A 25,249-nucleotide genomic window follows, 5' to 3' on the forward strand; every position below is an offset into this window, starting at 1 on the left:
GTGGCCAGCCGGGCGGTGGGTTCAGTTGTCCCTACCTCATTGATCGACGAGGCGGTCGAGGGCGGTGATCTCGCGGGCGCGGTCGTCCTCGACGAGTTCGGCGCGCAGGTCGAAGTGCACGACGTACACCGATCCCGCGACCGGTGCCATCGCGGGCAGGACCGGGTCGGTCGTGCTCACGTGCACGGTGCCGCCGTAACGGGCCACGACGCCCAGGACGGCGTGGAGTTCGTCGAGGTCGCCGGCTTCGACCCCGACACGCCGTCGGGGTGGGGGTGCGCGATCAGACTGATGCCCACCGCCCGGGCGTCGGGGCCGTGGACGTAGCCCGGGAGCGGATCCAGGGTGTGGGTGCGGCAGCGCGTGGTCAGGTCGGCGGTGAACGCGACCGCGTCGATACGGGTGCGCGGGCCGCGCGCGTCCGCCGCGACGGCGAGGTCGAACAGGCGGTCCCGGCAGTCGAATGCCTGCTCCTGGTTCGCCGGGAACAGCGGCCCCACCCGGTGGGCCACCCAGTGCAGTTCCCCGTCAAGTCAGCGTGTTGAGGATCCCACACACCCTGCGACGCCGACGTCCCGCTGGTGGAAGGAATGGTCTGGGTGTGAGGCCCGGGCGGCTGTCGTGTGCGTTTCGGCTCGGCCGACGAAGGTCTCGTACCAAGGCCACATTCGCGTGTGTCTGGACCGCGGCCGAAGCGTTGATTCTCGGCTACTTGGACACGAAGCTCACGCCGGTCACCGCGGTCGCCGGCTTCCACCGCGCCGACGAAGCCCTCCGAGAGCAACCGGCCACGAACCCGTCCGTCGCCGTCGCCCCGATCCGCTCTCCGCAGCTTCCGCAGTCGGGTCGGTCCGCAATGCCCGCCCGTCGCACGGCCGTTCCGGCCGTCTCCTCTCCGGCCCGCCATACTCGGACACTGGGCCGGGCGGGTCACGGAGGACGGCAACTTGGATCACATCTCAGGGTTTGCCGATCGGGTAGAACGCGAAGTGGGCTTTCTTGTCGCCGAGGTCCGGTGCCTGGCCCCAGTACTCGTTGCCGCGGTGGACGGGGAGTGCCGCCGTGGTGGGCTGGTCTCCTGTGGTCGCGTCGTAGGCCTCGCCGTTTGTCCCGTCTCGGAGTTCGACCTGGCCGCGGCTGCGGGATCCGACGAGGAAGCCGTCGGCGGGGGCCGATTCGGCCCATATTTCCGGTTCGTTGACGACGCGGGGTTCACCGAGGATGGACACCGGGCCCTTGGTGGCGTCCAGGGTGTCGTCGCTTTGCAGGGTGCCGGTCACCGTCAGGGTTTTGGCGGTGATCTTCGGGTTCGCGCCGGAGGCGATGATCGCTCCGGTCGTCGTCAGTTGGGACGTGGTGATCGCGGTGGTGACGCTCGCAGCCCCGGCGACGGTGCAGGTCTGCTCGGTCGTCACCGCTTGGGTCACGTTCAGTGTGTTCGCGAAGGTGGCGGAGGGTCCGGTGAGGGTCAATGCGGGGGTGCCGAGCAGGGAGTCGGCGCGCAGGCCCGGCAGGAGGGGTTTGTCGACGGTCACGGTGACCGAGTCGTAGCGGTCGACGCCGCCCGCGGTGGTCTTGACGAGGAACGTCTCGTCGCGGTCGAGTGCGGGGACGGGGTGCGGGAAGGTGATCGGGACTCCGCCCGGGGAGGCCCTGGAGTACAGGATCTTGTGGTCTCCCGCCGGTCCCTGCCAGGTCAGGAAGAACGGGGTCTTCCTGGGGATCAGGGTCGCGGGTGGGGCGCCGGGCGCGGTCGTCAGGCGGGCGGCGAGGTTGGCCGTGTCGGTCGTTTCCTTCGTCGGGTCGTCGTCGGAGGTGGTCGTCGTTGCGGTCTCGGCGGGGAGGTCTCGGCGGCGCCGGGGTGGCTCGGACTTGGTGAGCTTGATCTCCAGGTGGCGGTCGGTGTCGGGCTCGTCGGGGTCGGTGCTGCCGGTCTCGATGACGTGGATACGGGCGGTTCCGGCCTTGCGGCTGAGTTTGATGCCGTCGAGTCGGATCGCCAGGCTCGACCTGGTCTGGTCCTCGCGGTCGTGGTCGGAGCGGGTGAACTCGGCCGTGCCGGACTGGGGTACGGCGATGAGGACGTCTTCCTGGATCGCGATCACCGACCAGGTGTGCGGGGTTGCGGTGGTGACGATGCCGACGCCGGTTTCGGCGAGGTCGGCGGCGATGGTGCCGACCGGCAGCACGATCGTGATCCGGCTGCACCGTACGGGGTCGGGCAGCGGGTTGGACACGAGCAATGTCAGCCTTGCCAGGGCGAGTTCGCCGAAGGGGTCGCTGGGGACGAGTTCTCGCGGGGTGGTCTCGCACGTGTAGGTGAGCAGGGTCGGCAGTTCGGTGCGCGTGATGGGGGTGGTCGGCGTGGTCGTCATGGCGGGACTCCTGCGCGCGTCGAGGGTGTCCGGTGGTGTGGGGTGGTGGGTCAGACGCCGAAGGCGTACCAGTGGAAGGTGTGGGTCCCGCTGGTGCCGGTGAAGCCCCAGGTGGCGGTGTTCTTGGCCTGGATGGGTGCGATCAGGGTGCCGAGCCCGGCGGAGGTGTGCGTACGGAACTCCCTGCCGTCGCCGATGCGTACCCACAGGGTGAGGTCGCTGCCCTGGTGGGCGTTGGCCAGGATGAGGCCGTCGGTGGTGAACGTCTCGGAGGAGCCGGCGGCGGCCAACTCCCGCTTCTCGGCTTTGAGGATGTTGACGCGTCCGGTCGCGGTCAGGCCGTCGGTCGTGGTCACCCGGGCCGCGGTGAGGTTGTTCACGGTCAGGGCGCCGGTGATCGCGAGGGTTCCCGCGAAATGGGTGCCCGCGGCCTTGATCGCGGGGGCGGTCACGGTTCCGGTGACAGTCAGGGTGTTCCTGGCCGTGATCGCCTTCGTGACGGCGAGGGTCTTGGCCACCGAGGTGGGGGATTCGATGCGGATGGCGCTGTCCGGGAGGGGGCCGGCGAGTACCCCGTCGGCGATGGTGACCTTCTGGTACTGGGGTTCGTCGACGTGGACGGTGAACGAGTCGTAGCGACTGACGGTGCCACCGATCTGGGAGACGGTCTGCACGGTGAACGTGGTCTCGCGCACCAGGGGTCCGCACACCGTGGACGTGGCGTCGGCGGGGATGAGTTCGCCGTCGGGCCTGTCGCGGTGGTGCAGTCGGCGTACGACGCCCTGTGCCGGGTTCCACGCGACGGTCACCTTGCTTCCCCACGGGACGCTGACCGCGGGCGCGCGTCCGGCGATCGGCTCCTCGCCGGCGTAGACGCGCAGGTTGGTGCCGACCGGGAAGGTGGTCGTGGTGCCGGCGGGGAACTTCGGCAACCGGGCGAACGCCGTGCGCGGGACGGGGGTGTCCTGGCCCTTGGCGGAGGTCTCCACGATCCGCGGGTAGGCCACGCCGACCGCGTTGTTGACAGGTATGCCGGTGAGGGTGAACTCCACCGGTTCGTCGGTGATGGTCTCGGCTTCGGGGGAGGGCACGAATTCGAAACGGATGCGGTTCGCGTCGACGTCGCGCGGGGCCGGGGTCCATCCCGGGGTGGTGATCGTCGCGTCGATGCCCTCCGCGGTGGTGATCAGGTCACGGGGTCGGGTGCCGATGGGGAGTTCGACGGCGAGGCTGGTGCAACGCACGGCGGTGTGGCCGCCGTTGGACACGGTCACCCGCATCCTGGCCGGTTCGGAGGGGCCCGAGAGGTTCGCCTCCAGTGGGTCGGGGTTGGCACGGACGATGTGGTCCAAGAGCGGTTCCGTCGCCGTGGACACGGCCGGCGCCGTGGTGGGGGTGGCGGTCATGGGCGGCACCTTTCGGGTGACGGGCTGCTCAGATGGGTGATGTGCCGAAGGTGGCGACGAAGATCTTGCTCGCGTCGGGGTTGGTCGCCGTACCGGGGCTGACTTCCACCGTCGCTTGCTCGCCCTTCCGCAAGGGCAGGAAGACCGCGCTTGCCGGGCGTACGTTCGAGCTGCCGCAGCCGACTTGGCGATCGGCGACCTTGAGGGTGGCCCTCTGGTGCGCGCCGGCGGTGCCCGGCTTCAGGTATCCGAGCACGAGCGTGTCGGTACGGCCCCTGCCGACGGGTTCGATGTTGCCCAGGGTGCGGGAGTTCGTGATGCTGCCGAAGATCTTGACGGTCTTCTTCGCGGTGAGGTCCTTGGTGATGATGCCCGCCGACGTGACCTCGCCGCCGGGCACGCTCGAGTTCGCGGCGGCCGAGGCGGGCCCTTGGACGGTGATGCCCTGGGGGGCGGTGAGCCTGTCCTCGGTGGTGAACGTCTGCTCGCTGGTGAGGCCGCCGCGGGCGGTGATCGCGCCGTCAACGGTCAGGCTCCCGGGCACCGCCACCGCGTCCAGGAACGCCACCGTGCCGCTCGCGCCCGCCCGGATCGGTCCGCTCGAGGAGAGTTCGGCGTAGGTCGGGGTGTCGACGGTGACGGTCACCGTGTCGTATTCGTAGGTGGTCTTGCCGGCTTCGACGACCTTGGTCCGCAGGGTGAACGTCGTCGGGCGCAGGAGTGGTGCGGAGTCCCAGCGCGTCGCCTGCGTGACGTCGTGCCCGGTCGCGGCGAGGTCGCTGTTGAGCGGTTGGGTGAACAGGTATCGCTCGACGTCGGGTCGGTGTTGCCAGGTCAGGGTGACCTTTTGTCCGGCGGTGACCTCGGTCGCGGGTGAGGGGTTGAGGGTGTCGTCCGCCCAGCGCCGGGCGGAGAAGCGGTTCGGGGAACCGGCGGGAACCGGCGGCCGGTGGGGATGTTTCGCGAGGACGAGGACGATCGGCGACTTGACCGCGACGGGATGCTCGGTGATCCGGACCTCGGCGTTGCCCGGTTCCTTGTTGATGCGTAGTCCGCCGATGGAGGCGACGACGCCGTCCTGGTCGAAGACGAACGAGTTCCCGGGCGGGGTGAACGTGACGGTGGCGGTGGCGGTGGCGGTGGAGGTGACCGTGCCGGTCCAGCCGGTCGGTGGTGTGGTGGTGATGCCGTCGGCGGTGGACACGAGGGATTGCGCGCTGTCGCCGATCGGTAGGTGGATCTCCATCCTGCTGCAGGTGACCGGGTCGCCGGGTGGGGCGGAGACGACCATGTCCAGGCGGGCGATCGTCGCCTCGCCGGCGGGCGCGCTGGCCTGCAGCGGGAACGGATTGGACACGATCGCGTAGTCGAGGAGTCCGGAGACGATCGCGTGGGCCGGGTGTTCGGGGAACTCGCTGGTCACGGCGTGGGTCCTTCCTCGGACGGCCGGAGTTGGAGATACCCGGCGCGCAGGATCGGGCGGGGATGCGGCAACGCCGGGGCGGCGTCGGCGGGCCGCGTGGGGTGTGTGGTCCAGGTATCCGCGGGGGCGCTCTGGGCCCAGGTCCAGGTGCCGTGCCGGTCGGAGGGCCGGGGCAGGATCAACGTGTCGGTGTCGGGGGCGTCGACGGTGAACACGGGGTCGAGGCGGAAGCCGGCCTCGATCGCGCCCAGGGATTCCTCGAACGCCCGGGCGGGCACGCGCAGTCGGGCGGTGGGCAGGATGCCGGTGGTGGCGTTCACGGCGCCGTACGGGTCCAGGAGCAGGCTCACGTACGCGGCGCTGCTCGGGTCGTGCTCACGCGGGGGTCGGGCGGGCAGGGCGAGGCCGTGGCCGGCGTCGATCGGCCGCAGGTAGTCGTGTTCGTCGTCCAGATCCGCCAGGTCGGCTTCGTCGAGGACGGTGTGCAGGCCGGTGTAGTCGCGTTCCTGGTAGTAGCCTACGAGGCCGTCGCCGAGTTCGTCGCGTTCGCCCATGCGTACCGGCCAGCGGTAGCGGGGGTATTCGGGGTCGGGCGGGTCGAGCAGGTGTCGCCACGACGGGTCCCGGTAGGTGGGGCCGTCGAGGTCGATGCGCACGCGGGCGCGCACGAGGGCGAGGGGACGGCCCAGGAGGCGGCCCACGGTGGTGGGCGGGTCCTGGTCGCCGTTGGGGGCGATGGTGGTCAACGCCCGGTCGACGCCGCGCAGGAGCGTGCGCAGCGTCGTGCGGTCCGTCGCGAGCAGCTCGACGACCAGGGCGTACAGATGTGCGTGTTCGTCGGCGAGGTCGCCCGGGACGAGATGGCGTGATCCGGGCAGGGGCCGCCAGTGGGGCACGGTTCGTCCGTCGGGCATGACGGTGGCGGCGACCGACCCCAGGGGTGCGCCGTCCGCGGCGTAGCACAGCAGTGTCCGGTCGAGGTGGTTGGGGACGAGCCAGGCGCCGATGGCGTCGGCGGCGGCCTCGTCGTCGAGAACGTGGGTGTCGTCGCGGGCGGAGAGCAGGTTCAGGCGGGTGCGGGCGGGTTGGGGCAGTCGGGGTTTGGTTTCGACGAAGCGGCCCCGGTCGCGGTCGACCACCGTGATCGGTTCGCCGTTCTCGTCCAGCCCCGGGGTGACGTCGCCGGGCAGGCTGGGCCGGAAGGCGTGTGCGGGGGTGCCCTGACCGATCGTGTCCCGGAGTTCGAGTTCGTCGGGGATCACCACGGGCAGGGCGCGGCCGAAGCGGTCGACGACGTTCAGGCGGGTGAACGCGAACTGGCCGGATCGGATCTGCTGGAACCGGGAGGCGGGCCAGCCGCTGAACGGGCGCGGGAGCGGTCCGGGGTCGGGCGGCAGACCGCGCGCGATCTGTTCACCGACTGCGGCATCGCGAATACGCGAGTCGCCGCCGAGATGGACGGCCTGGGTGCCCCCGCGGGCGAGGAGTTGGTCGTTGAAGCCGTCCAGGGTCTGCGAGATCAGGTCCGCCTCACCCGCTTGGTCGGCGAGGGCGTACAGCAGGTCGGCGTATTCCCCGCCGCGATCGTCCGCGGCGTGGCGCAGCGCGTCGGCGAGGGTCTGCGCGGGGGTGGGGGTCAGGAATTGGCGGCCGCGCAGGGTCAGCGGGTTGGGGGCGGCGCCGGTGCCGTTCCAGCGGTAGTGGTTGCCGTCGAACGTCCAGTGGGCGCGTGCGGGGTCCTCGATGTCGTCCCCGTCGGCGTAGGCGATCGGGTAGTAGTCGATCTCCCACTGGAAGAACAGCGGTGACCAGGGCTGCTGCCACGCGGTGGTGCCCAGCGCGGGGGGCAGGCCGTGGGAGCGGCGGGCGGGGTCGGCCATGGCCTGGCGCAGGCGCTCCACGTCGGCCGGGGGGCGTCCGGCGGCGGTGGCCAGGGCGGCGGCGTTGGCAGGGTCGAGGTGGAAGAACTCGGCGAGCAGGGCGGCGAGTTCACGCGGTTGGGCGGGGAGGTTGGGCGGCGTGGGGATCGCGTTGGTGGGGGCGGAGACGAGGTCGGTGCGTTCGGGGTCGACATGGACGCCGGTGACGAGTTCGTGGGCGCGCCGGCAGTACAGGCCCTGTTCTGCGGCCAGGCGCGCCTGTTGGTCCTCTCGGCAGCGGCGCAGGGCGACGACGGGTTCCGCGGGCCGGTACAGGTCGGGGAGGACGTCGCGTTTGAGGACGAAACCGGGAATGTGGTCGCCGGCGTAGGCGGTGATCTCATTGTCGAGTTCGTCCTGGGTGCTGCCCCAGGGGATCTTCGCCCGCGCGTCGGCGAGGGCCCGTTCGCGGCGCTCGGCTTCGGCCTCGGCGGCTCGCAGGCGCTCGGTCGCCTCGCCGCGGTAGGCGCCTTCGGGCAGGACGTCGTCGGGGTCGAACTCGGGGACCATCGGCAGGTCTTGGGCCCACCACAGGTCGTAGACGCGGCGCCGTGCGGCGGCGAGGTCGCGGGCGGCCTCGTCGTGTTCGGCCTGCGCGGTGTTGAGGCCGGCGAGGAAGTCGGTGTGGGTGCGCCGGGCCCGGCGGCGTCGGGCGGCGGGCGGCTCGTCGGGGGCGTTCGGGTCCGCTTCCAGGGTCCAGGCGTAGCCCGCCGGGGTGGGCGTGAACCACGACGTGAACGTGGTGCGGGCCTTGGTGAATTCGCCGTCCGGTTCGTCGACCGCGTCCAGCAGGCCGCGTTGGCAGGTGTTCAGGAGTTCCGCGAGGCCGGGGGCGTCGGGGGGTTCGGCCTCGTCGAGGAACACCGAGGAGGCGTGCGCGCTGTTGTGGCCGACGGCCACCGCGACCAGGTCCGGGCGTGCCGACTCCGGCGCGGGGCCGGTGCCGTGCCACCTCACGCCCAGGACGGTGCCGTGGTAGACGCTGCGGGAGACGGCTCCTCCGGAACGTGGGGAGACCTTCCACTCGAACGCGCGCAGGAGTTCGTCGATGCCGTCGCCGGCCGCGGCCACGGGGTCCTGGGTGGGGTCGCTGTACCAGCCGGCGACGAGGTAGCCGACGGTCCACTCCTTGGTGGGGTCGAGGTCGGTGAGGGTGTCGTGGATCGAGAAGACGTCCTCGTTGTAGGGCTGGTAGACGGCGAAGGTGGGCAGGCCGGGGCCCACGGCGGTCAGGAACAGGTCGCCGCCCTCGGGTGGGCCGGGTTCGGTCCACGGGCCGTCGGCGAGGGCGACGCGGCGGCCGATGCGGGTGATGGTGCCGTCGCGGTGGGCGTAGGGGCTGGTGCCGGTAGCCGGGTCGAGGTGGTCGCTCTCGACGATCCACGCCGTCTGCGCCCGCTCGGGCCTGCCGGGGGCGCCGTGGGTGCGGACCACCAGCCAGCGGTTGGGCACGAGCGGGAACGCGACGTCGGCGTCCGGGTGGTCCTGGGTGCCGTGCGCGAGGGCTTGCGGCAACTGCCATTGCAGGTAGACGCCGTTGCGTCCGGGTCGGATGGCAAAGTCGGTGTCGATGTTCCCGAACGGCGGCGGCTCGGGAGACAACCGCAGCCGGGTCAGCGCGTAGTTCGCCTGCCAGCGCTGGAACGCCTCCCCCATCCGCACCTGGTCGTTGACGACCAGGGCGTCCACCTGGACGGGGACGAACAGCGGAGTCGGATCGGTCATGGCGCGTTCCCCTTCGGAGGCAGGTGGGTGTGGATCTCTTGCCGGAAGGGCGCGTTGACCAGTTGCAGGGCCAACACGGCCGGCGACGGCGTCGCGTGACCGGGCTGACCGGCCTCGGCGAGGCGGGCGCCGAGCGCCCGGACGAGGCCGTCGGGGGCACCGGGGCGCAGGTCCAGCACGCGCCGGGCGAAGGCGTCGGGGCGCAGATACCTCTCCACGCCGACCTCGCCGGGGTCCTGGGGAAGGTACTTGCCTTCGAGGGTGCCCCCGATCGGCACCTCGCCCGTGCCGAGGCTGCGCAGGTTGATCACCGGGATGCCTTTGTCGTCGACGGGGTGGGTGTCGATGCCGAAGGACAGGCCCTCGGGCGGCTCGGACAACTCGACGACGTCGGGCACTTGGTCGAACAGGACCAGCAGAACGTCGTGTTCGAGCACGCTACGGCGCAACAACCGCACGGCTTCCCTGCCGTCTTCCTCGTCTCCGTTCCCGGCCCCCTCCTTGGCACGCCATCCGCGGACGACCGACTCCGGGTGCTCACGGACCAGGGCGGAGCGGATCAGTATTCCCGCACGAGGCCATGATGGATCCGGGGTGCGGGTCTGTGCGGCCCAGGGCGCGGCGAGCGCGGCGAGTTCGACGTCGACGGTGCCGGTGACACCCAGGCTCTCCGCGCCGGCCTGCAGGGCGGTGATCCATCCGGGGTCCACGTGGAACAGGCGCAGGGATTCCGGGGGGAGCATGTCCTCGTCCGGGACGAGGTGGGCGAAGGGGACGTCGTGGAGCAGGCGCAGGCGTGCGAACCAGGCCGAGATCGGCGCGCCCGTCTCCTCCAGCGCGTCACGGAGCGTCTCCCGCAGCACCGGGCGGGTCCGCTCGTGGGTCAGGACACGGTGCAACGCGGCCGCGGGAGGGGTCGTTGGGGTGGTTCGGGTGCCTCGCGTGGTCCCAGTCGCTTGGGGTGGGTCGTCGAGTGCGCCGAGCAGGCGGGCCGCCGCCCCGTCTGCGGCCATCGACTGGAGGGCGCGGTCGCGGGCGCGGGGTTGGACCAGGGCGCGGAGTTCGGCGTCGTCGGTGTCCGGGGCGGCGCCGGCCAGGCGTTGGGCCAGGGTGGCGGCGCGGTAGCGGGCGCGGCTGCGCCAGGCGCTGAGCCCGGAGCCGAAGTCGTCGTCGGCCAGGGCCAGGGATCGGCCCAGGTTCCACGCGGTGGCCCAGGCGGTGTCGTGTACGCCCCAGGTGGGGTCGTAGGCCAGGAGTTGGCCGGCGTCGGTCCAGCCGTCGAGGGGGGCGGGCCTGGGCAGGGGTTGGGCGGGGGTGGGGGTGAACGGGCCGCGGTACCAGGCGTAGGTCTGTTCGCCGGACGCCACGTGGTACGGGAGCGGCACCCAGCCGTTGCGGAGCCGGTCGTGGGCCCGCCTTTGCGCGGGAGGCATCGCGTCGGCGGGGTCCTCGACCGGCAGGCGCAGGGCGAGGTCACGGAATGCTTCGCCGTTGTCGTCGTCGCGCAGGAGGTCGTTCACGCGGACCTCGAAGCCCACGTGGCCGTCGGCAACGCATTCGAACGACCACCGGTGCAGCGACACCAGGCGCACGTCCCGCGGTCGACCGTCGCGCACCGTGTCGAGGGCGGCCCGGCAGCCTTCGAGGGAGACCAGGTGGGCGACGTGGCGACCGTCGGCCGGGTTGGGCATGCGGTTGGCGAGAATGACGGAGAAGTCGCCGGCGGCGAGTTCCTCGCCGCGCAGCGCGGTGTCCGCGCGCACGGCTCGGCGGTGCGCGAGGTGACCCAGTTCGTCCTCGCGCGGGCACACCGCGACGAACACCTCACCCGGGATGCGGATGGTCTCGCACTCGATCGCGGGATCGCCCTGAACCTGCTTAGGCGGGATGGCCGGGGCCAGAACGTCGGGCTCTCGGGTGGCGGAGTCCGTCAGGTCGCCGATCGACATCGTGTCGACCTCCCCGACGGCGTTCGGGTCGCCGGGCAGTTCACCCGGCGCGAACACCAGCAGCGCCAGCCACGGCGGGCGCGGCTCGACGGGGCCGGTGTCCACCTCGCCGGGCACGATCCCGCGCAGCCACGGCAACGTGTTCCTGTTCAACGTCAGGTGCGGCAGCGTCCGCGACAGCGCCCCCGCGCTGTCCGGGGCGGGGTTGACGGCGTGGACCATGTCGGGCGGGAGGAGGAACTGCGGGGCGCGGACCTCGAACCGGCGGACGGCGTCCTGCAGATGATCGCCGGTGTCGACGCCGTCGATGCTTTGCGAGGCGGTGATCCGATATCTGCCCGCGCGTACGGCCGGGACCAGGTCGTCGGACAGATGCAGCGTGAACGACACCTCCCGATCGCGCGCGGGGGGCGACTGGTGCACCGGCGAACCCATGACGGGGCCCTCCTTCTCGTCGTCGACAGCGGTCACGGCGCGGCCACCGGACTCGGGCCGCCCGCGATGCCACCGGGGGCGTCACCGGCGACGTCGGGACGGGCGCCGCCGTCGGTGGTGGGGGCGAACAGGAGCGGGTCGGCGGGCAGTCCGTTGGCGGTGGCGTGCGCGGCGAAACCGACCAGGGACGCGTCCGGCAAGGGAGCGAGCAGGCCGGCCAACGCGGTGTGGAGGTCGGTGCGCGCCCGGGCGGTGGCGGGCGTCGCGATGCCCGAGGCGACTGCGGCCACCCCAGTGCCCGCGTCGGGCAGGCGCGTCCGCTCGCCCACGGGCGGCGCGGCCGGATCCAAAGGACTCTGCACGTCCTCCAGGTCCTCGTAGGCGATCGAGGCCTCGGCGATCGGCGCGAGCGGAGTACCGGTCGGCTCCGGGGGCGGGACGGTGACCTTCAGGCCGGTGCGCCCGGCGGGCAGCAGCCGCTCGTCGGCGTCGAGCATCGCGTCCTCGCTCGGGTTCGGCGGTCCCCACAACGCGGTGGGCACCGGCGCGAGCACCGTCTGCGCCCGCCACGCCCCGTCGGCTGCCCGCCACCACGCGGGCACCGCCAGGGTGTCCGGGGTCACCTTGACGGTGAACACGCTCGTCAACCCGCTCCGCTGCATCGGACGGATGTGCAACAGGTCTTCGCCGGTGTCGGGGGCGTGGTCCTGGAAGACGACCGAGGTCGCGGGCACGGACGTCTCGGCGAGGAAGGTGAAGCCGGTCGCGTCCACCAGCCACGGCGCGTCCGGATCCCCCGCGGCGCGTCCGGCGGGCGGTTCGGCGTCCACCAGCAGGCCCTGGCTCGCCGAGAGTCGCAGCGTCTTGTCGGGTGGCGGCAGCAACTCGGCGAACTGCGACCACGACAACGGGGGCGGTTTCGCCTCGCCGGGGCCGAACGTGACGGTGACCCGCACGAACGTGAACTTGGCCGTCACCCGACCGCCCGTGGGCGGCCCCCACAGGTCCAACGACGCGCTCAACTCCCCGCGCAGCGTCACGAACAACACCTTCAGCGACGCCCCCAGCGAGACCCCGATGCCGACGTTGAAGTGGAACGGCTTCCAGCTGATCAACAGGTGCGCGTATGCGGACAGCCACGCGTTCAACGCCCCCGAGGAGTACCGCACGTCCAGGGTGCCGCCAGCCATCACCGCAGAGGGGGTCAACGCGAAGAACGACGTGCCCGAGATCGACACCGAACCCAACGACCACGTGAAGCCCAGGCGGGGTACCTGCGGATAGTGCGCGGGTGGGGTGAATCCCGGGTGATAGCCGCCCAGGGTGAGGGCGAAGTCCCCCGCGTGCGGGCTGCCGTCGAACCACATGTGGAACGCGAACCCGCCGGTGAGCACACACGAGGGGTCGATCACGAACGAGTCGTACAACAACGCGGTCGCGGCGAACTCCGCGCGCTTGGAGCTGTAGACGACCCGCAACTGCAACTGCACCTGCGCGAACGCCTTCCCCACCGGCGCGAACGCCTTCCCCACCGGCGGGAACGCCGCCCGCGCCGTGCCGACCAGGGCGAGGGTGAGGCCGTCGCCGGTCTCCAGGATCAACAACAGCCGACCGTGGACGAACTCGAACGACGTGAAGTCCAGACCCGCCGCCAACCACACCCCGCCCTCGCGCGCACTCACCCACGTCCCGGTGAGATCGTCCAGCATCCTCATGGGGTCGGTGGGCTGCGTCGTGTCCAACTCGCCCAGCAGCGGGAAGTCGGCGACCTGGTCGGGGCCCGGGATCCGCAGACCACTGTTGTAGCCGAACCCGGCCGCGACGCCGGTCACCCGGAACGGCGGCGGCCCGCCGAGCGCCAGGGTGCCGCGGCCGAACACGAACAGCGACGTCAACCCGTCCGTGCGCCGCTGATACGCCCCGACCGCGGTGACACCGAACTGCGGCATCTGCACGACCAACATCCCGCCGACCATCAACTCGAACCCGGCCGGCGGCGGCGTCTTGTCGATCAGCGCGCCCGCGATCCGCAACGGCGGCCGCAGGAACTCCACCCCCAGACCGGAAAGGCGCGTGTGCACCGCCGGAGGGCTACCCGCCAGCGCGTCCCCGAGATCGAAACCCAGGCCCAGGTCGTCCACGCCCATCGTGAAACCACCCGCGGTGAACGCGGCGTCGACCATCACCCACACCACACCCTCGGTGTAGGCCAGGCCCAGACGCGCCACATGCAACGGACCGAACGAGCGACCCACGTCCAACCACGCCCCCGGCGCACCCGCAGGCGGAGCCCCGGGAGTGCCGGGATCGGCCGCCGACGCCATCGACGGCGCGGCCCGGGCCTCGCCGGCTGCGGCAGGCCACACCACGCCCTCCAGGACGGCGGCATCGTCGGCCGGTGGCACGGCAAGGTCCCCGACCGAGCCCTGCGGTACCGAAGAGGGCGCGGGCGCTGCAAGGGCGAGGGGTGCCGGATGCCCGGGCGCAGCGAGCGTGGGGGCGGAAAAGCCCAGCGCGATCGACAAGGACGCGGGCACGCTCCCGGGGATTTGGTAGTCCACCAGCAGCAACGCGCCCCGACGCAAACCGCTCGGCGGCTGTCCGGCGACGGGCGGGGTACTGGGAAACAGCGGCAGCGTGGCGCCGGACTCGGCCACCAGCTCGTTCGCGCGGTCCAGGAGCACGGGCGGCACGTCGCGGGAGGCGTACACCGCCCGCACCCCCACCAGCCGCAGGTCCGCCTCCGGAGGAATCACCCCAGCTAGCAGCGGCAGGTCCGACAGCCCCGCGCCCACGTCCGCCCGCACCTGCAGCATCCACACCGACCTCGCCGCGTCGGCGGGATCGGGCAGCGACGCGAACACCACGGCGCCTTGGCCGAATTCGGCGGCGATCACGGTGGTGCGGGCGGCGCTGTCGTAGGTGATGCCCACTGATCGCAGGTTCGGCTGCAGTGCGGTGGGCCACAGGTCCCGCAGTTCGTCGACGGGCAATCCCAAGCCTTCCGCGAGCCCCAGCAGCGGGATGCCGCCGTCCGTCTCGCCCGCCTCCCACGACAGGCGCAGCCGGGTTCCGGTGCCGGTGGTGATCTCGCCCTTGAACACCATCAGGTGGGGTGTGTCGTCGATGGTCACCTCGGTGCGGACCTCGGCGCCGAAGCCGACCGTGCGGACACCGGCCTGTTCGGACACGAAGGCGACCAGGGTGAAGTCCAGCCATGTGTCGGACAGGGGGAGGTGGCCTGCGGCTTCGATCCGGCCCGAGCGGGCGCTGTCGAAGGACACGCGCACCAGGCTCAGTTCCATGGTGTCGGCCACTGGCGGCAGGGATTCCCCGAACAGGTCGCCGAACCAGCCGGCGAAGTCCGCGAGGTCGATCCCCGAGGCGGTGCCGCGCACACCCCACGTCGACGCGTTCTTGAAGCCCTCCAACACCACCGGAACCCCGGCGAGTTCGAATCGGCCCACCAGGGAGGCGTCCAGGATCGTCGCGCTCGCCTGTCCCGCCAGGCGCAGCTCGACCCCCTCCAGGGTGATGCCCTCCACCGGTGTCCACCGGGTGTCCAGGGCGAGGGCTAGGGAGTACGTCTTCGCCGGGATGTCACAGTCCACCCGCAGCGAGACGACCCTGACAGCTCCGTTCTCCAGGCCGGTCCCGTCCAGGTGGCCGCCGATCAGGTCGCCACCGTCGGCCGGTTCCCACAGGACGGCGGAGATCCGCTGCTCGGGCAGTGCCACCGAGGCCCGCATCCGGTACTTGTCGGCGACGACGAAGCGTGCGCCCAGACGCGCCGACAACCGCCACGGACCCGACTCGCGCGTCGCCGCCAGGGCCAGGCCGTCGAAGCCGTCCAGGACCAGAAAGCCCGGGATCACCGGCCACGCCGGGGTGTCCGACGCCAGAGCAAGGACCGCCTCGGTGCGGTGTAGGGTCAACGGGTCGCGGTCGTAGGCCACCGACACGCTGCGCAGGACGATCGCCGAGAGGACGTCCTCAATCGGCTCCGGTAGATCCAGATCGCCGATCGCAAGGTCCTTCAGGAACGGCAGCGATCCCAACGTCTCGGCCGACCCGAGCGATAAGCCGGCTCCGAAATCCGCCGACAGGTTCACCGCCCCGAACACGTCCGGGATCAGCACACGTACGTACTCCCGTTGGTTCGACACCTGGAAGCCCACGCCCACGCTCGCCCCGTAGGCGGTGCCGTCCTCGCAGGCCACGCCCGACACGCCCGGACCGGCGGACAAGAAGGCGCACGCCGACGAGAACCCCATCGCCTGCCAGGCACTCAGGTCCGCGGCGGCCTCGACCGGGTCCTCGACCACCCACCCCTCGGCCTCCGCCACCACCTCCACACCCACCACCACCGGCTCCCCGCCCTCCACCGGCCCCTCGAGGAAGCGCACCCGCGCCACACGCTGGACGCCGTCGAGGCCGATCCGGCCGCGCACCGTCAACTCCGGGGCGTCGTACACGGCTTGCGAGACCTCGACGCTGTCCGCCCCCAGGTACGCCTCGCACAGACGTGCGGCAGCCTCGAACCCCAACAGGGCCGCGGACACCGAGAAGTCGGGACCGGACGACGCGAACAGTAGCCGCAACTCCGCCACGGACAAGGCCATCGGATCCTCCAGGACGACGGGGACGGGAAGAAAGCGGGGAACGCGACGAGGACCGAGACGCAGGGCTTCTCACGTGGTTTGCGCCGGCGACGCGGTCGCACCGTCGACTGAGCCGGGGGCGGCTGCGGGCAACTTCTCGGGGTACACCCGGTCGCCTACCTCGGGAAGCAGGAATCTGAGCCCGGCCAGGTGCTTGCCGGGGCGGTACGCGAAGAAGGGGGTCTGGCCCGCCGTCGGACGCCCGGCGTACACCGCCACCCACTGCCCCCGTTCCTCGCGTACCCGGAACAAGGGGGTCTCGTTCGGGCCCGCGGTCCGCTCGGTGGGGTTGACGTGAACGGCGAACAGGGGCGTCGGGGTCAGCCCGTCGATGGAATACCCGCCGCGTTGCTCGTCGTGCTTCATGCGAAAGGCGTGCTCCGCGGCCCCCCGAAGATGCAACCGGCCGATCCGCTTGGACAGTTCCGCGATATCCACGGGGCCCTGCCGTGGCACGTCACCATAGTCGATCGCCTTGACCACCTCCCCGACCCGTTCGAAGAGAAGCGGCACGACTTGTCCGGGCTCGGGCGACGGCAGCGGGGGTTCCGGATGTTGCGAGGAACGCCCTCGGAATTCGGTACTCCCCGGCGTGTGAAAGACGACCACCCAACGGTCTGCGCCCCAGCGGACGGCACACAGGACGACGTCCCGCGGGCCCGGGGAGGCGTCCGAGTCGACCTTGCAGAAGATCCTCTTGTCCTTCCGCAAACCGGAAAGGTGGAAGTCGCCTACATTTGGGCCGGACTCGACCGGATGCACACCGAACGCCTCGGCTCCACGGCCGCGGGCGTGGAATGCTTCCACCTGCGCGACATAGTCGCCGCTCTCCGCGACATCTTCAGGCGGATACTCCGCCCAATCGGCCACCCGAGTGGCCGTGCCGACCTGCGTGAAGGCAAGCGTGCCCTTTCGCACCGCCGGGAACGCATTGGAGAATCCGTCCAGGGTCGTACTGCCGGGGAGGTGGCAGAGGGTCACCCAGGAAGCCCTTGTCTCCCGCCGGAAATTGCACAGCACCTTGTGCTGCGGTCCCGGTTGCGCGTCATGACTCAGGGCACAGGGCACCCGCGCCTTCCCGAGCCCCGCGATATGGAAGAAACCGAACGGGTCATCGGGATTGTCCGGCTCGACCGAAAACGCCGTCGCCCCGCGCCCGCGTGCGTGGAACGCCTCCAACTGCGCCAGATAGTCGCCCGTGTCCATGACGGTCTCGGGGGGAAAGTCCGCCCAGTCGGCCACCCGTGCGACACCGCCGTCTTCGACGAAGGGGAGTGTCCCCTTCCTCACGGTCGGGACCTGACTGACGAACCCGTCCAGGTTCGACGCGCCGGGGACATGGCAGATGGTCACCCACAAAACCCGTTGCCTCCAACGGAGATTACACAGCACCTTGTGATCCGGCCCCGGTTGTGCTCCGTCATGCGCGACACACGTCACCCGCTCGTTCGCGAGCCCGTCGACGAAGAAGTGACGGAAGGGCTCTGCGGGATTCACCGGCTCCACCGAAAACGCCTTGGCCCCGCGCCCACGCGCGTGCAGGAAGTTCAGCCTTCCCAGGTAATCGTTCGTGTCCATGACGTGGGCGCTCGCACCCGAGAAATTCGCCCAGTCCTCCACTGCGGCGATACTTTCCTTGCGAGCGAACAAGGGGGTGCCCCCTCTGATCGCGGGCACCGCGTTTGCGTATCCGTAGAGCGAGTTCGATTGAACTCCGTCATGGCACACCGTCACCCAGGACTTCGGCTGGTCCCACAGAATGGTGCACAGGACGATCCGATCTTTCGGAGGCGGCTCCGTATCCTTGACGTGGCAGTCGATCGGGTCTTTCAGAAGACCGGTCATCTTGAAGTCGCGGACGCCCGGGTTCGGACCGGGCTTCTGGATCGCGAACGCCGTCGCCCGCAGCCCCAGGGCGTGGCGCTTCTTCAAAGCGTCCTGGATTTCACCGAGACTGACCATCGCGACCACTCCGTCCGAGTCGACCAGCACTCACAAGTCCCTGCCGTTCCGGCCGTCAACCCGGGCGCCCTGCACTCCGATACGTCTGCCCGGGATCCGGCTCCGTCGCTCCCCTCCCGTGCCGAGACAGGGCACGTCGGGAATCACTCCACGAACGCCGGCATCGGCCGACGGTTCCGCGGGTGGCGTCCCACCACCGCACCGTCCGCCGCCCTGCGCACCCGCGTCCTCGCGCCCGCCCGCGAGCCCCACGCGTCGTACCCGAGCAGAGCGGCGTCGACGGCCCAGCGACAAACGCCGAAGACCACCTACAGAGCGCCCACCGGCACCGGGCAGCTCGACCCATCCCGCCCCACATCGACGAACCACGCATGGACACGCCCTCTGAGCCAAGATTCCACCCCACCACACCGACTGCCGAGAGGATTCGAATCCTGACACGACGTGATCAAATATCGGGTGGAAGACGAAAGGACGACCAGAATTCGCCCCCGGTCCGTCCCGCTCCCGTCGACGCGCACGAGCCGCGCGGGCAACGGCGGCCGCCGCAATCAACGTATCCGAACATCACATTCGCGTCGCTTCGTCACCCCTCCCGCAGCCTTGACGCGGCACCGGGCACAGGCCCGCCGCCCCGTCTGCCGCAGCGAGCGCACAGTACGGATCGGCGCGAAGTGAATCCCGCCGAACCCCGACCGGTTCGCGGAGACGGCCTCGAGTCGCGATGCTCGCAAGCGCGGGCCGACGGGTGGCCACGCCGGATCCGGCTCCGTACGCAATGCCGCTTCCACGCGCCGCAGCCGCCGGCATCGGCGTGGCGGTGTGCGATCCTGACGTTCGTCGGTGATGCCGCCACCTCGACGCGACACCCCTGCCGGACCACGTCGCGCAGCACATGGCCCGCCACCAGTTCCCCTTCGCTCGCGATTGCCTAACGGGCCTCCGCGGTCCCGGACGGCCGAACCGCGAACCGTTCGACGTCGCGCAGGTTCGAGACGGCGTTGGGGCAGCGCGTTGCGGGAGCAGTGACCTCCCGGGCGACGAGGACAACGGTCATGGGCCGGTGGAGCAGCGGGCTCGTCCTCCACCTGACGAAGGTGCGGTTCGGGTAAGCGGCATGCGGCGGCGCGGGAGTGTTCCGACCGTGGCTGCGTCAGCGTCGCGTCCCGAGAGAGCCGCGTGTTCCAGCGGAAGCTGATGCAGGGCCGTCGCCTATACCTCCGGGCGGCTATCCAAGTGTCGGCAACGCTCGCGAAGGTCGTCGTGCTGCCTCTTCGGTTCGTCGTGGCCGTCGACGGCTCGAACAACCGCTGGCTGTTGGGCTTGGATTCATGCGACTTCGACCTGAAATCGGCCCTTGAGGTCGGTGTGTTGGTGGCTGGGGCGCCAAAGCTTGACGTCGGCCCCGATGGCCGGCTGGGTGATGTTCAGGCGCCCGTCGCACCGGTGCGTGGTCCCGAGGACCACCTTGCCGTCGGCCTGGTGAGCCTGCTCGTCCGCGTACTCAAGGCGGCGGGAACGCTCATCGGTGTGGGAGGGAAACGACGTCGGGATGAGGTCGGGTGAGTGCGGCGCGCAGTCGTTCGTTCTCCAGGGTGAGTTGGTGGACGACGCGGACCAGGGAATGGGTCCGGACCGCGGTTTCGGACCGACCGCTCTCGGTCAGCGTGCGGCTGCTCGGCCGCCGGGCACAGGGCCGCCCAGTACCGGTGGTTCGGGACCTCCGGCCCGGAACACCACCCTCTCGGCCTTGCGTTCGAGGTGGTGGGCGTTCGACCGTGGAGGACGGCAGGGTAAACCGCGCGATCACGGGCCCGGACACACAGGAGGCGAGTGTCATGCCCGGTGCGACCGGAGTGTCGACATTTTCGGTCTTCCGAGCTGCGGGCCGGAGGGCTGCCGGTACGTGCCGCCTACGGGTCAACGCTCGCGGTGCCGGGGGTCGGTCGTGACGAGCCACGTCATCGTGCGCGTGACGTCCGAAGCGGACAGCACGCCGACGAGCCTGCCGTCGTCGACCACCAAGACCCGGTTCTCGGGTCCGGATTCGAGCCGGGGCAGCAACTCCGCGAGCGGGTCGTCCGGGTCCACGACGACCACCCGCGAAAGGGGCAGCATGATCTCGCCTGCGGTCACCATGCCCCGACGTGGCTCCGGCACGTGGTTTGCGGCGTCCAGCGTCAGCAGACCGACCGGGGCACCGGCACCGTCGGTGACGGGGAACGCGGAGTGCCCATGACGATGGTGCGGGTCGAGGAATTCGGCAACCGTGGCCGACGCGGATACGGTGACGGAATCACGGGTCATGGCGTTGCGAACTGGTATCCCGGCCAGCCTCTCGCGCAACTGCGCCTGGCGCCTCTCCATCGTCGCGGCTGCGACGACGAACCAGCCGACCAACACCGGCCACAGCCCGCCGAGCGCGTCGCCGCGCGCGAACAGGAACAGGCCGAGGAGCACCAGGAACCAACCGAATCCTCGGCCCGCCGAGGTCGCACCGATGGTCGCGCGAAGCCTGTCGCCCGTACGCCACCACAGGAACGCCCGCAGCAGGCGGCCACCGTCCAGGGGCGCGGCGGGAATGGAGTTGAACACCGCCAGCAGGACGTTGACCGCAGCAAGCCAGGTCAGCGCCTCGACGATGACGTTTCCGCCGGAAATCGAATCCGCCAACCACGCGAACAGGCCGAACACGATGCCCAGGACGAGGCTGACCAGCGGGCCGACACCGGCGATCCGCAGTTCCGCACCCGGGTTCGACGCTTCCCCCTTGAGTCGCGCCACACCACCGAGAAGCCACACGACGATGTCGTCCACATCGATCCCGTTACGCCGGGCCAGCACGGCGTGCGCCACCTCGTGCGCGAGCAGAGACGCGAGGAACACTGTCGCCGTGAGCAGGCCGACCGCCCAGTAGACCGCCCACGGGCGGCCCGGTCCCGCGTCCGGCAGTCGGTTGCGGGCGAGTCCCACCGTGATCACCACGAAGATGACCACGACGCTCCAGTGCACCCTGATTCGAACCCCGGCAATCCGTCCCGACCCGAACGTGGCACGCATCGTGCACTCCCTGCGTCGCACGCGGCACGCACACGAGGCACCGCGTGACGGGACGAGGACACGTCCTTCTCGCGGCCCTGATTCGCGCGGTGCGCGGTATCGCTCCGCTGCTACGCATCGCCGAGCCGTCCTCCCCCGCCATCTCGATCAAACCCGGATGTGGAACCCGTGAACAGGGCCGAAGGACCCACGCGAGCGCCGCCATGCCACCCCGCGAGTTCGCGGAGGCGTTCTCGAACAGGCAGTCACCACGGCGTAACGGCCAGCCGGCCGCGCCCCCAGGAACCTCGGGCGAGGGGCCGCACATACGCGCGGCTGCGGACGAGGCCGAGGGGAGCCTGCGGCGGCATCGGCTGTGCGGCGGGTGTGTCGGTCAGCGCCACGCGCGAGGCCGGTCGAACCCAACCGGAGGACGGCACGACTCCACGTCCAAGAAGCGCGAGCACGTGACCCGACCTGCGGCGTGTGAAACGGCGGTCAAAGTTCGGTAGGCAGCACACATGTGGTGGCGAAGGCGTGGTCCCCTTCTTCCTTGGTCTCTCGCGCAGCTGTCACAGGCACCTCGTAGCCGGATCTGCGTCCCGCGCGCGATGACGCAGGCGGCAAACCCGGCGCCCGGGTGCGGACACCCGGGCGGCCGCCCGCCGTCCTTCGTCGGATCACCGGTTGCTGCGTTGAGGACCGGTACACAGGGCCCAGATGACAGCAACGTCAAGGGCGATCACGACGATTGACCACACCGGGTAGTGGGGCAGCCAGACGAAGTTCGCGACCATGCTCAACCCGGCCAGGATGACGCCGACGACGCGGGCCCACAGTGCGCCGCTCATCAGCGCCGCGCCGGCGAGGAAGATCAGGACTCCGAGGGACACGTAAATCCATCCCCAGCCCGTGGAGCTGAACGAGAACGAGTAGCTGCGTGTGTGTACGACGACGTCGTCTTTGGCGATGGCGGCGATTCCCTGGAATACGGCCAGGGCCCCGCCGAAGATCATCATGACTGCGGCGAAGACGGTCCAGCCCGAGGATGTTGCGGCTCCGGAGCCGTGGCCCGCTCGCTGCGTGTGGGTGGTCATCATGGGTCTCCCGCGCGACGAAGTGGAATGGGATCCCCGCTTACACACTGACCCGGTCGGCAGGACGCGGCGACTCGGCAGCGCGCCTGAGGACGCCCGCACCCGCCACGGGCCGCCTCCATGGTCGCTTCCCTCTGCCCTGCCGCGCCGAGATGCTCGCGTCGACAGGCGGTCCTAGGCTCGGGAGAGGAACGGGATGCCCTCACAACGGCTCCCGACGGCCCGGGCGAGCGCACTGCCACCCGCCACCCACAAAGCTTCGAGGAAGCCCTCATGACCACATCGCAGGAGACACCTGTACTGGACACCTTGGCCGCCATGACCCTCGACTCGTTGGAGCGTTGCGGTCTGGCCTCGGACGTCCTCGTCCTCACTCGCATAGCCGCGCTCGTCGCCATGGACGCCCCTCCGATGTCCTACCTGGCTCATCTTCGGGCAGGCGCGGAAACGGCCATGACGCCCGAGCAGATCCAGGACGTCCTCGTCGCCATCGCACCGGTCGTCGGCACGGCCCGAGTCATGGCCGCCGCCGGCCACATCGCCGAGGCTCTGGACATCGAGATCGTCGCCACCCTGGGATCCGAGGACTGACCCGGCAACGCCGTAGCCTGCCGAGCGGACACACTTCGTGGGGACAAGGGTCGTGGCCGCGGCGGATCGGATACGCCCGGCGCCTGATGGTCGCGGGTGCGTTTCAGAGCGTGAAGGTACGGCTGCCGCCGGGCGGGATCTCGACCACCGAGCCGCGGAACCCGATCGGGATCGAGCCGCCTTGCCCCGGGCGCAGGCTCACGGTTACTTCCCGCCGACCGACCTCGACCACCACGCCCCAGTGCCCCCGGTAGCGCAACTCGACCTGCAATCGGCTCAGGCGGGCGGGCAGACAGGGGTCGAGCCACAGTACGTCACCACGCGTGTCCAGCCCGGTGTAGCACCGTTGCATCAGGTCCACCGTCCCGGCCATGGCCCCGAGATGGATGCCTTCGGCGGTGGTGCCCCCCTGGACGTCGTGAACGTCGCCGCCCAACGCGTCGCGGAAGAATCGCCATGACCGCCGGCGATCGGTGCGGGCCAGTACCCAGGCGTGCACCACCGAACTGAGCGTCGATCCGTGCACGGTTCGGGCGCGGTAGTAGTCGACCGTGCGCTGGGTCATCTCGTGCCCGGCCGGATATCCGAGGCGGCGCAGCAGGCGCCGGATCTCCCGGACCGGGAACAGGTAATAGAGCATCAGCACGTCGGCCTGTTTGGATGCCTTGTAGCGGTTCACGCTGTCGCCCTCGGCCTCCAGGATGCGGTCGAGGCGCCGATTGTTCGGGTATCGCCGGCGGTAGTGCGGCCAGTCCAGTTCGGCGAGGCGCTCGTATCCGGCGAACTGACTGGGCACGCCGTCGTGAAAGGGGACGTGGAGTCGGCGGGCGACCGTCCGCCATCGGTCGAACTCGTCGTACGTCAGGTCGAGTCGCTCCGTCAACTCGTCGCGTCGGTACCCGGGCAGTGCGTCGAGCGCGTCGAGCGAGCGGGCGAGCACCCACGAGGCGAGCACGTTCGTATAGGTGTTGTCGTCGATGCCGGGACGGTCGGCCCAGGGGTAGGCGTCGTGGTATTCGTCGGGGCCCATCACCCCGCGGATCCGGTAGCGCTCCAGAACGGGATCGTACCGGGCGGTGTCGGCCCAGAAGCGGGCGATCTCCAGCAGCATCTCCGCACCGGACGTCTCCAGGAAGTCGATGTCACCGGTGGCCTGGTAGTACTGCCAGGTGTTGTAGGCAACGGCCAGGCCGACATGGCGTTGCAGGTGTGTGCGGTCGGGGAGCCACCGTCCGGACATCGGATTGAGGTGGGTGCTCGGGGCCTGCTCGGTGCCGTCGGCGGCGCTCTGCCATGGGTACATGGCTCCGCGCAGGCCGACGTCCGCGGCGGCCTGTCTGGCGGCGTCCAGGCGCCGGTACCGGTATCCCAGTACGGCCCGGCTGATCTGCGGTGTGCGCAGATTGAGCGTTTGCAGAACGAACAACTCGTCCCAGAAAATATGTCCGCGATATCCCTCGCCGTGCCAGCCGCGGGCCGGCATCCCGGCGTCGAGATCAATGGTGTGTTCGGAATGGGTCTGTGCGATGTGAAACAGGTGCAGGTGAAGGGTGTTGCCCTCGCCGGCTCGGTCGGTGAACTCCGCCTCGGTGCGGAATCGGCGCCAAAGCTGCTCCCAGCGTGTCGCGTGGGCGCGCAGCAGGGTGTCGAAGGGGCTCGTTCGCGAGAGCGTGCGGATGGCGGCGCTTCGTGGATCACCGACGGCCGGGTCCCTGCAGGTGTATACCGCCACCGTCTTTTCGATGGTCAGCGACTGCCGCGCGACGGCCTCGATCGTGAAGATCTGCGCGGGTCGGCCGGGCGCTGACTCGAGTCCCGGCTCGGCCTCGACGGTCGCCCCATCGCGGTGAAGGCGGGTGCGCGCTGCCGTGATGATGTGAAACGGGGAACCGACGGCCTGCACGCGCAACCACAGGGCTTCCTTCTCGCTGCCCTGAGCGGTCGGGGTCAGGTGGCGGCCGGCCAGGCTCCGGTAGCGGGCGACTCCGGTGTTGGCGACGGTGCCGTCCAGCGCCGCGCGGATGTGTAGCGGGCCGGACCAGTTCTCCGGGGTCAGCACCGTCTCCAGCGCCGCGATGTGCGGTTCGGCGAGGCTCACGAGTCGCCGTTGACGCAGGCGGGTGCGCCGGTCGGCCGCGTCGACGACCAGGGCGTCCCGCGTCAGGATCCCCCGACGCAGGTCGAGTTCCAGGCGCTGGGACACGATCCGCGTCGTGAGGTCCTCACCGAACCACCCGGTCGCGCCGCCGGCTCGGAACGTGAGCGGCAGCCAGTTCGGGCAGTTGATCAGATCCTCGTTCTCCATCCGACGGCCGTCGATCGTCGAAATCAGGCGATCGTAGCGACCGGCGAGATAGGTGCCCGGGTAGTGGATCCCGTCGGCACGCGACTCGGGAGCAGCCCCTCGGGTCACCAGATAGCCGTTGCCGACCGCGCACAGTGCCTCCCGCCGACCCTCGTCTCGGGCCTCGAAGCCTTGGAAGACCAGCGTCCAGGGGTCCTGCGGCGGTGGGCATCCGGGTCTGCTCATCGGATCACCACCCGTTCTCCCGGACGAGGCACGACCGCCGTCCAGCGCAGGTCCTTGCTGCCCGTCACGGTTCCCGTGCCACCCGGGATGGTGAGCACGGCGGGTCGTGGAGATTGGTCGGCTACGCGTGGTCGATC

Annotated in this window: 14 protein-coding genes; 2 read left to right on the forward strand and 12 right to left on the reverse strand. The window is 70.5% G+C overall.

Annotated elements, in window-relative coordinates; translation table 11 throughout:
- Nucleotides 1–36 precede the first annotated feature (36 nt).
- The 9 genes from ABZ374_RS37425 to ABZ374_RS37465 all read right to left on the reverse strand — a co-directional run bounded on the left by ABZ374_RS37425 (nucleotide 37) and on the right by ABZ374_RS37465 (nucleotide 17,885).
- The gene (locus ABZ374_RS37425) at nucleotides 37–180 is read right to left on the reverse strand and encodes a hypothetical protein (protein ID WP_360320089.1); all 144 of its coding nucleotides are present in this window, start codon (nucleotides 178–180) and stop codon (nucleotides 37–39) included.
- Nucleotides 177–512, reverse strand: a complete 336-nt coding sequence (locus ABZ374_RS37430; RefSeq protein ID WP_360320092.1) for a hypothetical protein — start codon at nucleotides 510–512, stop codon at nucleotides 177–179. The genes ABZ374_RS37425 and ABZ374_RS37430 overlap by 4 nt, the downstream gene beginning before the upstream one ends.
- Before the next feature lie 447 nt (nucleotides 513–959).
- Nucleotides 960–2,375: a hypothetical protein gene (locus ABZ374_RS37435; protein ID WP_360320095.1), complete on the reverse strand. Its 1,416-nt coding sequence runs from the start codon at nucleotides 2,373–2,375 to the stop codon at nucleotides 960–962.
- Nucleotides 2,376–2,425: 50 nt separating this feature from the next.
- Nucleotides 2,426–3,781 (reverse strand): hypothetical protein, encoded by a 1,356-nt coding sequence (locus tag ABZ374_RS37440; RefSeq protein ID WP_360320098.1) that lies wholly within the window; start codon nucleotides 3,779–3,781, stop codon nucleotides 2,426–2,428.
- Nucleotides 3,782–3,809: 28 nt separating this feature from the next.
- Nucleotides 3,810–5,204, reverse strand: coding sequence for a hypothetical protein (locus tag ABZ374_RS37445; protein ID WP_360320101.1), 1,395 nt, complete (start codon nucleotides 5,202–5,204; stop codon nucleotides 3,810–3,812).
- Entirely contained in the window at nucleotides 5,201–8,848 is a 3,648-nt protein-coding gene (locus ABZ374_RS37450; protein ID WP_360320104.1) for a hypothetical protein, read from the reverse strand. Before ABZ374_RS37450 ends, ABZ374_RS37445 begins: the two co-directional genes overlap by 4 nt.
- On the reverse strand, nucleotides 8,845–11,268 hold the full coding sequence (locus ABZ374_RS37455) for a hypothetical protein (RefSeq protein ID WP_360320107.1): 2,424 nt from the start codon (nucleotides 11,266–11,268) through the stop codon (nucleotides 8,845–8,847). Before ABZ374_RS37455 ends, ABZ374_RS37450 begins: the two co-directional genes overlap by 4 nt.
- Nucleotides 11,265–15,854 carry a DUF6603 domain-containing protein gene (locus ABZ374_RS37460; protein ID WP_360320110.1) on the reverse strand — a complete coding sequence of 1,530 codons (4,590 nt, stop codon included), beginning with the start codon at nucleotides 15,852–15,854 and terminating at the stop codon, nucleotides 11,265–11,267. The genes ABZ374_RS37455 and ABZ374_RS37460 overlap by 4 nt, the downstream gene beginning before the upstream one ends.
- A gap of 69 nt (nucleotides 15,855–15,923) precedes the next feature.
- Complete coding sequence (locus ABZ374_RS37465; protein ID WP_360320113.1) at nucleotides 15,924–17,885, reverse strand: hypothetical protein; 1,962 nt, start codon at nucleotides 17,883–17,885, stop codon at nucleotides 15,924–15,926.
- A 1,149-nt stretch (nucleotides 17,886–19,034) separates the two neighbouring features.
- Between ABZ374_RS37465 and ABZ374_RS37470 the strand changes: the two genes are divergently transcribed.
- Nucleotides 19,035–19,421 (forward strand): hypothetical protein, encoded by a 387-nt coding sequence (locus ABZ374_RS37470; protein ID WP_360320116.1) that lies wholly within the window; start codon nucleotides 19,035–19,037, stop codon nucleotides 19,419–19,421.
- A gap of 354 nt (nucleotides 19,422–19,775) precedes the next feature.
- On the opposite strand, the gene ABZ374_RS37475 is transcribed toward ABZ374_RS37470, so the two are convergent.
- Nucleotides 19,776–20,915, reverse strand: a complete 1,140-nt coding sequence (locus ABZ374_RS37475) for a site-2 protease family protein (protein ID WP_360320119.1) — start codon at nucleotides 20,913–20,915, stop codon at nucleotides 19,776–19,778.
- A gap of 659 nt (nucleotides 20,916–21,574) precedes the next feature.
- Nucleotides 21,575–21,991, reverse strand: a complete 417-nt coding sequence (locus ABZ374_RS37480) for a hypothetical protein (RefSeq protein WP_360320170.1) — start codon at nucleotides 21,989–21,991, stop codon at nucleotides 21,575–21,577.
- A gap of 273 nt (nucleotides 21,992–22,264) precedes the next feature.
- Between ABZ374_RS37480 and ABZ374_RS37485 the strand changes: the two genes are divergently transcribed.
- On the forward strand, nucleotides 22,265–22,582 hold the full coding sequence (locus ABZ374_RS37485; protein ID WP_360320122.1) for a carboxymuconolactone decarboxylase family protein: 318 nt from the start codon (nucleotides 22,265–22,267) through the stop codon (nucleotides 22,580–22,582).
- Nucleotides 22,583–22,685: 103 nt separating this feature from the next.
- On the opposite strand, the gene ABZ374_RS37490 is transcribed toward ABZ374_RS37485, so the two are convergent.
- On the reverse strand, nucleotides 22,686–25,112 hold the full coding sequence (locus ABZ374_RS37490) for a glycosyl hydrolase family 65 protein (protein WP_360320125.1): 2,427 nt from the start codon (nucleotides 25,110–25,112) through the stop codon (nucleotides 22,686–22,688).
- Nucleotides 25,113–25,249: the final 137 nt, after the last annotated feature.

This window comes from Embleya sp. NPDC005971 (assembly GCF_040629175.1).
In the GTDB taxonomy this organism is placed as follows: Bacteria; Actinomycetota; Actinomycetes; order Streptomycetales; family Streptomycetaceae; genus Embleya.